Origin of the sequence: Algoriphagus sp., assembly GCF_024642405.1 — a bacterium.
Lineage (GTDB): Bacteria > Bacteroidota > Bacteroidia > Cytophagales > Cyclobacteriaceae > Algoriphagus.
The window spans coordinates 18,875-28,602 of record NZ_JAHEBC010000020.1; the positions used below are offsets into that span (position 1 = coordinate 18,875).

At 36.8% G+C, this 9,728-nt stretch carries 12 protein-coding genes; 2 read left to right on the top strand and 10 right to left on the bottom strand.

Features of this window, described 5'->3' with window-relative positions:
- Positions 1-55 precede the first annotated feature (55 nt).
- The 6 genes from hemE to truA form a co-directional block, all read right to left on the bottom strand.
- Positions 56-1,081, bottom strand: a complete 1,026-nt coding sequence (hemE, locus tag Q0L68_RS03050; RefSeq protein ID WP_296699168.1) for a uroporphyrinogen decarboxylase — start codon at positions 1,079-1,081, stop codon at positions 56-58.
- A 116-nt stretch (positions 1,082-1,197) separates the two neighbouring features.
- A complete protein-coding gene (locus tag Q0L68_RS03055) occupies positions 1,198-1,725 on the bottom strand; it encodes a hypothetical protein (protein WP_296699170.1) in 528 nt (175 codons plus the stop codon).
- Positions 1,726-1,820: 95 nt separating this feature from the next.
- Positions 1,821-2,345 (bottom strand): hypothetical protein, encoded by a 525-nt coding sequence (locus tag Q0L68_RS03060; protein WP_296699171.1) that lies wholly within the window; start codon positions 2,343-2,345, stop codon positions 1,821-1,823.
- Between the two features lie 3 nt (positions 2,346-2,348).
- Entirely contained in the window at positions 2,349-2,933 is a 585-nt protein-coding gene (locus tag Q0L68_RS03065; protein ID WP_296699173.1) for a hypothetical protein, read from the bottom strand.
- A gap of 35 nt (positions 2,934-2,968) precedes the next feature.
- Positions 2,969-4,741: an ABC transporter ATP-binding protein gene (locus tag Q0L68_RS03070; protein WP_296699175.1), complete on the bottom strand. Its 1,773-nt coding sequence runs from the start codon at positions 4,739-4,741 to the stop codon at positions 2,969-2,971.
- Positions 4,742-4,747: 6 nt separating this feature from the next.
- Positions 4,748-5,506: a tRNA pseudouridine(38-40) synthase TruA gene (truA, locus tag Q0L68_RS03075; RefSeq protein ID WP_296699176.1), complete on the bottom strand. Its 759-nt coding sequence runs from the start codon at positions 5,504-5,506 to the stop codon at positions 4,748-4,750.
- A gap of 100 nt (positions 5,507-5,606) precedes the next feature.
- Between truA and Q0L68_RS03080 the strand changes: the two genes are divergently transcribed.
- Positions 5,607-6,083: a DUF4293 domain-containing protein gene (locus Q0L68_RS03080; protein WP_296699178.1), complete on the top strand. Its 477-nt coding sequence runs from the start codon at positions 5,607-5,609 to the stop codon at positions 6,081-6,083.
- A gap of 97 nt (positions 6,084-6,180) precedes the next feature.
- Here the strand turns inward: Q0L68_RS03080 and Q0L68_RS03085 are convergent, their stop codons facing one another.
- Genes Q0L68_RS03085 through Q0L68_RS03100 form a run of 4 tightly spaced genes read right to left on the bottom strand, consistent with a single transcriptional unit; the run spans position 6,181 to position 8,173 of the window.
- Complete coding sequence (locus Q0L68_RS03085) at positions 6,181-6,939, bottom strand: hypothetical protein (RefSeq protein ID WP_296699180.1); 759 nt, start codon at positions 6,937-6,939, stop codon at positions 6,181-6,183.
- 27 nt (positions 6,940-6,966) lie between these two features.
- Positions 6,967-7,647, bottom strand: coding sequence for a hypothetical protein (locus tag Q0L68_RS03090; RefSeq protein ID WP_296699182.1), 681 nt, complete (start codon positions 7,645-7,647; stop codon positions 6,967-6,969).
- Positions 7,644-7,925: a sigma-70 family RNA polymerase sigma factor gene (locus Q0L68_RS03095; RefSeq protein WP_366938340.1), complete on the bottom strand. Its 282-nt coding sequence runs from the start codon at positions 7,923-7,925 to the stop codon at positions 7,644-7,646. The genes Q0L68_RS03090 and Q0L68_RS03095 overlap by 4 nt, the downstream gene beginning before the upstream one ends.
- Positions 7,886-8,173 (bottom strand): sigma factor, encoded by a 288-nt coding sequence (locus Q0L68_RS03100; RefSeq protein ID WP_296699184.1) that lies wholly within the window; start codon positions 8,171-8,173, stop codon positions 7,886-7,888. The genes Q0L68_RS03095 and Q0L68_RS03100 overlap by 40 nt, the downstream gene beginning before the upstream one ends.
- A gap of 323 nt (positions 8,174-8,496) precedes the next feature.
- Between Q0L68_RS03100 and Q0L68_RS03105 the strand changes: the two genes are divergently transcribed.
- Positions 8,497-9,597, top strand: a complete 1,101-nt coding sequence (locus Q0L68_RS03105; protein ID WP_296699186.1) for a PLP-dependent aspartate aminotransferase family protein — start codon at positions 8,497-8,499, stop codon at positions 9,595-9,597.
- Positions 9,598-9,728 lie beyond the last annotated feature (131 nt).

Sequence of the window (9,728 nt, forward strand, 5' to 3'; positions counted from 1 at the left end):
TAGGTGTTACCAAAAAAAGAGCAATTTAAATCCTAATTGCTCTTTTTTGCTTGCTCTATTTAAAGTCTTTAACAGTCTGAATAAACACTTTGACCATTTCGGGATTAATATCCGGGTAAACCCCATGCCCTAAGTTGGCAATATGACGGCTCCCTTTAAATTGTTCCATCATCTCATTAGTAGCTTTTCTTACCTGATCTGGATTTCCATAAAGTGCGGCCGGATCTAGATTCCCTTGTAATGTTTTGTTTGATCCGATCAGTTTTCTTGATTCTTCAATTCCCATATTCCAATCAAGCCCAATCGTTTCACAATTCAATCTCCCCATTTCTTCTCTTGCAAAAAATGCTCCTTTCGCAAAAACTGTTTTAGGAACTTCAGAGATCGCGTTACAGATCTGAGAGATGTATTGGAGAGAAAATTCAGCATATTGTTTTGGACCTAAAATTCCTGCCCAGCTATCAAAAACTTGAACCAAATCTGCTCCGGCAGCAATTTGAGCTTTTAAATAGTTGATGGTGCTATCAGTGATCATCTGAAGCAGTTTATGAGAGAATGAAGGATTGGTGTATAGCATTTGTCTCGCATTGGAGAAAGTCTTGCTGCCGCTACCTTCTACCATATAGGCGAAAATGGTCCAAGGAGCTCCTGCAAAACCTATCAAAGGCACACGGCCCGCTAAATTCTTTTTAGTAATTTCTATTGCTTTGATTACGTAGCTTAAGTCATTTGCTCCATCTGCAATTCTTAATTTTTTAAGATCAGATTCGCTTTTGACAGTATTTGGAAACCAAGGTCCTTTTTTCTCTACCATTTCGTAGGGGAGACCCATTGCTTCAGGAATCACCAAAATATCCGAAAATATAATTGCAGCGTCCACCCCCAATAAATCAACAGGCTGAATTGTCACTTCAGCGGCAAGTTCTGGAGTCTGTGCCAATTCTATAAAACCGCTGACACTATCTCGGACTGCACGATATTCTGGTAAAATTCTTCCTGCTTGGCGCATCAGCCATACAGGAGTTCTTTCAGTTTTCTCGCCTTTGGCAGTTCTTAATAGAAGATCATTTTGTAATTCCATGCCGCAAAGATAACAGCCAAATTAATTTTGGCATTCAAAAGTTTAAACATAAAAAAACAGGATCTCTGCAAAACAAAAATCCTGTCTGTGATAATCAGTTGGTTTAGAATAATGTATTATTTCTTTGACTCAATTTTCACAAAGTCATTTTCTTCAATATTTAGCAGTTTCATGGTGCCTTCATAATCTGAATAATTTAACCTTCCATCAGGGAAGTCAGAAGGAAGTACTACTACTCTGAAAATTTGTCCATCTGTCCATACAGGTCCAAGCAATGAATAGTTCAGTGGGCCATCCAAGAAAATTGAAAAATCATTAATAGTATAATCGAAATTATAAATCAAAACACCTTCCTCGAAGAAGTAGTTTTGAGGAAGAATTCTCCATACATCTCTTCCATTATCTACTCCAGAAAGTCTATATACTAATACTGCATCACTTTCGACTAGGTCTTGAGGGAATTCAAAAAGGTCAGAGAATTCATTGGATTCACTAAAGTCAATTTCCACTTCATAGGTTGTGCCAAGAATATTTATTCCTGGTTCACCTTCTGGTCCAATTGGGCCCTCTGGCCCTACTGGACCTTCGCAAGCCTGAAATATTATTAGACCTATCAGTCCAAATAGAGCTGTAATTTTCCTCATTTTGATGTGGTTTAGTTGATACATAATTCTTTTCACGGCAATAAATGTGCTGGGGTTGGTTAATTTTACCAACAAGCTCTGTTAAAAAAAGCTAATTAATTCTGGTTTTGGATTGGAGCGAGAACTTGAACCTCTGAATCGGACACGATTTTATCAATAAAAATCCCACTTAACTTCAAGTTGTTAGTTGAAGCAAATTGTTTGATTTCCTCCTGAACTGTAGTCGGATTTGGCATAACCCATTTGCTTCCTGTTATGGTTGCTAATAAATAGCTGTTTTCATTAAAACTCATCACTTCAAAATTGTCAATCGGCAAATTCTGATTGATCCCAATAAAAACCTCTAGCGTATCCAATTTGCCAGCTGGTTCACTGTAATAAATCGTATGTAGTAAACTTCCTAGATGAAGACCTTTTTGAGCTTCTACATTTTTAAAAGTTGTTTCCAAGAGAGGATCTTGAGGAGTGCCTCGATAGCTCAATCCAACTAAACTATAGGGCTTTTCATTTATTAAAGTAATTTCAATAGGGTTATTTCCCCCTAGTTTATCAAAACCAAAATACGCTCCAAGGGTGATTGCCAATAAAATCAGAGCTCCGATGGCAATTTTCTTTCTCATTTTTTAAAATAGGTATCGAACACCAATTCCTCCTTGGGCTTTCATGTGGCCAACTCGATCCAATAGTTCTAAGAAAAGACCAAATTCAGCAAAGACATTCATGGGTAGATCAGAAAAATAATATTCTGATCCGATAAATGCTTCCGGTCCAAAGTCTGCATTGGTTCGGTCTTCTCGAAGGATATTTCCACTTGAAACTTGGTTCACCTCATAGCTGTAATTCACTTTGGTAGTTCTCAGCTGAATACCAGCACCGCCATAAGCCAATAGATAGCCTTGTGTGATTCCGAAGCTATCTGTGAAATCTTCATGATAAGCTGCCCTTGCATTAAAAGAAATGCCTTTTTTGACAGAATGTCCAATATAAAAGGCATTGGAAGCTGGGGGATTGCTTTCAAAATCTTTTTGGTAATAGCTGGATCCATTCACACCCGCACTTCCGATCATCCCCTCTATGGATATATAATCGCTAATGAAGTCTTTATAAGTAATCGATAAGGGTTCGCCAAAACGGATTCCTATCCCTCTTTCTTGGGCAAAACTGATACATGGAATAAATAAAATGAAAGCTAAAATTCTAAATTTCACGAAGGTATTCTTTTGTTGGTTTAATTGTTATTCGGCTAAATAGCCATAGTTTTTAATTGCATTTGGTGGAGTTGGGTATAATATCCGCCCAAGTCAAGCAAGGAGTCATGTGTACCTGTTTCTACAATTTCTCCTTTATGCAGCACGATTATTTTATCTGCTTTTTGGATGGTAGAAAGTCTGTGTGCAATCACGATAGAGGTTCTACCTTTCATCATTCTGTCTATAGATTCTTGGATTAACTCCTCAGTTTCTGTATCAACAGAGGAAGTCGCCTCATCTAAAATGATGATTTCTGGATTGTAAACCATTGCTCTTACAAATGAGATCAACTGTCTTTGCCCCACTGAAAGTGTCGCTCCTCTTTCCATCACATTGTAATCCAAACCACCTGGAAGTCTTTCTATAAATTTCTTGGCTCCTACTTGATCAGCAGCATCCCAAACTTGCTCTCTTGTGATGGAAGGATTTCCAAGGGTTATATTATAATATATGGTATCTGAGAATAGGAAAACATCCTGAAGCACAACCCCAATATGCTTTCTTAATATTCCCAGCTCAAAATCTTTGATATCATTTCCATCAATCGTAATCCTTCCTTTATTGATTTCATAGAAACGAGAAATCAGGTTAATTATTGAGGATTTTCCTGCTCCCGTTGCTCCAACTAATGCCACGGTTTGCCCACTTTCGACTTCAAAATTGATGTCTTTCAGAACATATTCTTCATCGTTATATGCAAACCAAACATGCTCTAATTTAATATCGCCTTTAACAGTTTTTGGTTTGAAATCACCTTCATTGGCGATATGTTCGTCGCTTTCTAGTAATTTGAAGATTCTAGAAGAACTTACAACTCCCATTTGCAAAGTGTTGAACCGATCCGCAATCATTCTGATTGGTCGGAAAAAAAGTTGCAAATACATGATGAATGAAATCAATATTCCGACTTGCAATTCCATTCCTAAAACACCGACAGCCCCATACCAAACAACAAGGCCGATTCCAATCGCCTGAATGATCTCAGCTACCGGGAAATAGATAGAATAATAGAGTACCGAACGAATATGAGCTGTTCGATGCTCTCTATTGATATCCTTAAATTTTTCAAATTCCCGTTCCTCCCGATTAAAAATTTGCACGATATTCATCCCCGTAATATGCTCTTGAAGGAAGGAATTCAAATTGGATACTGCATTTCTAACATCATTGAATGTCACTTTTATTTTCTCTTTGAAAATATAAGTAGAGATAATCATTAGAGGTAGAGTACAGAGACTCACCAACGTAAGTTTCCAATCGATATAAAACATCACTCCTAGGATGGTCACTAATTGTAATAAATCCCCAATGATTGCGGCTAGACCTTCACTGAAAACATCAGCTAAAGTTTCTATATCAGAAACATTTCTTGTCACCAATCTGCCTATAGGAGTGTTATCAAAAAACTTTAACCTAAGCTTCAATAAGTGTTTGTAAAGATTGACTCGGATGTCTTTGATAATTACTTGTCCTATCCATCCTGAATAAAAAGTATGAGCCCATTGAACGAAGGCTTGCAAAAGCATCAAACCGATCAAAACATAAATGATTTTCAACAAACCTGGGCCATCTCCCTTTGCAACATAATCATCAATTGCAATTTGAATAAAATAAGGCCTTGTCGGAGCGAGTATTGCCAATGCAATGGTCAAAAATATCAGGAAATAAAATTGTAGCTGATAAGGCTTTACTTGTTTGTAAAGTCTTTTCAACACTTGGGCGTCTACAATTTCACCGGATGAATGTTTTTCTTTCTCTAGGCTCAAAATCTTTTAGTCTAAATAGATTTGTTCTGGGTAATTAATCCTGCTCAAAAAAAGCCCTTGCGCCGGCGCTGATTTCCCTGCTTTTGCACGGTCTTTTGATAAAATTATTTCATCCATTGATTCTGGACTTCTTTTTCCAAGCCCAATCTCCATAAGTGTGCCAACGATCGCTCTTACCATTCCACGTAAAAAACGATTTGCAGTTATGTGAAAAAGCAATTCGCCTTCCTTTTGTTCCCAATGGGCAGAAAATATTTTACATCTAAAATGATTTACTTCTGTATGGACTTTACTAAAACACTCAAAATCATCGTGAATTAACAGAGTTTCTGCCGCTAAGTTCATTTTTTTTACATCAGGGGTAAAATAACTTAACCAAGCTAATTCTTCTAGAAAGGGATTCTTTTGAAAGATTATTCTATAAAAATATGATCTACTGTAAGCATCGAATCTCGCGTGAGCATTGGGTTTGACTTGCCTGACTTCATCAATAGATACTTGTTTCGGTAAGATTCCATTGATAGCCCGCAGGAATTTATTTTTATCTAATTCTTCATTCCAATCAAAATGACAAACCTGCATTGTAGCATTCACCCCTGTATCAGTTCTCCCACTTCCCATGATTGAAATTTTTTCCCTGAAATATGTAGAAAGAGCAGATTCAATACATTCTTGGACAGTGAATGCATTATTTTGAATCTGCCAACCATGGAATGGAGCTCCTTTGTAGCTTAATTGGAGAAAATACCTCTTGCCTTGATTCATCGGGTGCAAAGATACAATTCCAAAGCAAAAGAGTTAGAGAAACCTTAATTCCTTGTGATTGATCTTTTAAGCCTGTTTATTTGCAAAAAAATTAAATAAAATGATTCAACGAGTTCAATCAATATTCTTGTTATTAGTGGCAGTCTCTATGGGTTTAACTTTAAGTTTGGACCTTTGGCAGCAAGTTGGAACGGAAGCCGGTGAAAGTTTTTCATTGACAGCTCTTTTTCTGGAAAAATATAACAGTGCCAACGAAGTAATCCAATCTGATTCAAAGTGGTATATTGCCGCTCTAGCTTCGTTTGTTGGGTTTTTGGCCATTATTTCAATTTTTCAATATAGAAACCGAGGAAGACAAATGATGCTGAATATGGTTAATTCACTAATCATGGTAGGTTTGGTAGCTACCATATTTTTAACGACAAATGGAATTAATTCCGAATTGGGACTCAGTGATAATGGTCAATATGGGATTGGTTTTTGGGCAATTCTCGTAGCGATGGTATTCAATATGTTAGCCAATAGATTTATCCGAAAAGACGAAGCTTTGGTTAGATCAGTAGATAGGATTCGCTAGAAAACACCTAAAAAGAAACAAGAAAGCCAGCTTTTGAACTAGCCCCCAATAAGTGTCTAACTTTTTTGGGGCGCATCATTTGCTGGCTTTCTTGTTATCACCAAAACCTGATCCCAATGGTGGGATAAAAGGTTTTTAGGTTTTCTGTTCCGATGACACCAACTTGAATAGAAATATTCTTATTTAACTTCCTGTTGTAAAAAGCCTGAAGAGTAGTGCCGGAAAAAAGTTGGCTATTATCTTGATTGACCAAATATCCTATTCCAATTGTATTTCTCCTTGGCCCATCTAAATTTCCGAATTCCCAAGCAAACTCAGCATTCACAAACCAACTACTATTTACTTTTATGTTTTTTTCGATCCTTTCGGGAAAATAAATTGTATTGGTTACCGAACCTCCCAGAGAAAAATTTCTCCAATTTAAATGTGCTCTAAATCCTACTACTGGAGTAAAATCACCCCCTGTAAAATCCAAACCCACGGGAAATGTCATTTCAAGGCTATCCACATAAGGGACATATTTTTTCTCCAGTTGATATTTGACGTTCTTTAGACTTGTTGGAGCAAAGTTCTTGTTAAGGCGGTATGAAATGTTTTTAAATTCCGGAAAATCTGTTGCTTTCTGAAGCAAAGGCTCAAATTCCTCCTCCAAGTCCCTTGCAGAAAATTCAGTATTATTGAAATAAAGGATTAATGTACTTTCGTTTGGAAGGTCAAAAACCAAAGTGTCAGTCACTGGCCAGTCTCGGTCAAGCCATTCTTGATTACTTTTTCCAAGAGGGTTCTCTACCTCTTGAGCCTGGGAATGGAATGCACATAGCAGTGCCAAGGAAGAAACTAGAATGATTCTTTTCATCTTAAATTTTATTTAGCGGAGTAATCTCTACTCTTTGTTAAACTTGATTTTTATTGAATTTTTACTCTCACTGGCCCGGCCGAGCTGTTGAGGGAGATTTGGGTCTGAATAGTTAGTTCCGAATTGAGTTCTGATTTTTTTCTTTTCATTTAGACCCCAGGAAATAGTCACTTTATGCAATGTTTGAGGTTTCTCTGTCGGTTGATTTAAAATAACACCAGCCTCGGAGATTAACTTTAAATCTTGTTTTGGGAAAAGGATAGGCTTTTTCGGAACCATTACTGGTTTTGAAAGAGTTCGGTTACTTTCATTTCTTATTTTTTCAGAAGACTGTATTTCTGCTTTTTCAGCATTGAATAATTCTTCTTCTTCAGTACTTTCAACCAATTCTTTGGTTTTATCAAAGGAATTTGCTTCTGTCGTAGAAGTCTCAGAAACTAAATCCAGATCTGTTTTCTCCGAAGTTATGTTGTTATAAATTATTGCGCCAAATGCCATGATGAGCACAAAGGAAACAGCAATAGATAAATACCTCCAAATAGGAAAAACCTTTTGTTCCTGATCAAGCTGGCGTTCTATTTGGTCCCAAAGATCTATTTTAGGCTCTCTTAAAGGAAGCTTTTTTGACAGGTCATTTAATTGACTTTCAAAATCCCTTCTGCTTTCTATTTTACTCCATAAGTCTGATTTCGGTGTTAAATCTTTCATGCCTGCAGGAGTTTAGTGATTCTTTTTTTCAAAAGCGACTTGGCATAATGTAGCTGTGACTTTGAAGTACTTTCCGAAATCCCAAGCAGTTTCGCAGATTCCTGATGAGAGTAACCTTCTATTGAGACTAGGGTAAATACCGCCCTAGAACCACTTGGAAGAGTCTGTATCGCTTGATCCAGTAAGTCAGCATCAAACCAAGAGTCGAAATCTTCTGTAGTATTACTTTCATTCGTTTCTATCGGCTCAAACCGAATTTGCTTTTTGCTATGTTGGATTGCTTACGAATCGTAATAGTTTTCATCCAAGAAATCAAAGCTTCAGGATTCTCTAGCTTCCGAATGTTTTGAAATATTTCTACGTATGCATCCTGCAGAACATCATTCGCTTCATCTTCATCCGTCAATACCCGATAGCAAATGGAAAAGAGTAATCCTTTGGTCGATTCAAAAAGCTGAAACTGGGCTGATCTTTCCTGTCGGATGACCCTCGTTATCAAGTTTGAATCAATTTTTTGAACACTCATATTTTTGCTGTCTACTTAAAAGAGGAAAAAGATGGTAAAAAGGTTGGAATCAGTTTTAAAAAAAAACTTTTTCTGAAAATCATATTATTAAAATTGTTGAGAGATATACCGATAAAGTAAGTCTTAAAACCCAGATAGGGTTGTTTTTAAAGAATTCTTAACATTTCATATAAGATAAAATTCCTTTAGGATTTGCTGTTTTTTTGGTTTTGGCTAGAATCAGGTCTTCTTAGCGAATACAAATTGGAGTAGACTAATTACTAATCTGGATTTTATAATGTTAATTTCACTTTAAGATTTTTGACAATGAAAAAGTATATCAAATGAGACTTGAAACGCTAGCCATTCACGGAGGAAATATTATTACTGATTCAGAAAAGCCCGTGATCCAACCTATTACATTAAGCACTACTTTCATCCATCAAGAGGATTCCATGATCTATTCTCGGGCCAATAATCCAAATAGACATTCGTTGGAAAAGTTATTGGCCAGCTTGGAGCAAGGAGAAGATGCGGCGGCTTTCAGTTCTGGAAATGCTGCTGGTGTTTCAGTTTTCCAAGCTTTAGAACTTGGTTCACATATTATTGCTCCTGACGATATGTATCATGGATTGAAAAAGGGGATTCTTACTTTATTCGCAGGAGTTTTAGAGGCCACTTTTGTTGATATGACAGATTTAGAAAAAGTAGCGAAGGCTTTCAAGGAAAACACCAAATTGATTTGGATAGAAACACCTTCAAATCCACTTTTGAAAATCACAGATATAAAAGCAATTTCTAATCTAGCAAAGGCCCATAACGCAATTTTGGCATGTGACAATACATTTGCTACCCCGGTATTTCAAAACCCTATTTTATTAGGTGCAGATATTGTAATGCATTCCAGTACAAAATATTTTGGAGGGCATTCCGATATCCTTGGAGGAGCTTTGGTCACAAAAGAGAAGGATACCTTCTGGGAAAAGATTAAGAATGTGCAAACTACCGGAGGTGCAGTTCCTTCTCCTATGGATTGTTATTATTTATGCAGAAGTATCAAAACGCTTCCATATCGAATGAAAGGCCACGCAGAACATGCAATGGTTTTGGCAAACTACTTATCTCAAAATTCAAAAATAGAACGAGTTTTTTACCCTGGCTTAAAGGAGCACCCGGGACATGAAATTGCTGCCAGCCAAATGACTGGATTTGGAGGGATTCTTTCTTTTCAGGTCAAAGAAGGTGCAGGTGCGGCTGATTTATTGATCTCAAAATTAAAATATTACACGAATGCTACAAGTTTAGGAGGAGTTGAAAGTCTAATAGAAAGAAGAGCTGCTTCTGAAGGACCAGATACTTTGACTCCGCAAAACCTAATTAGACTATCAGTCGGGTTAGAACATTTGGAAGATTTATTGGAAGATCTGGATGAGGCGTTAAAATAAAAAAGGCTGCCAACTGGCAGCCTAATCTTCTTAAGGGGACTTAAGGTGGTGATTCAATCAACTTTTATTCATTCGATTTTTTCAAATTAAATACTTTTTTTGAATTATAAAATACAATTTTAAAATAGTTT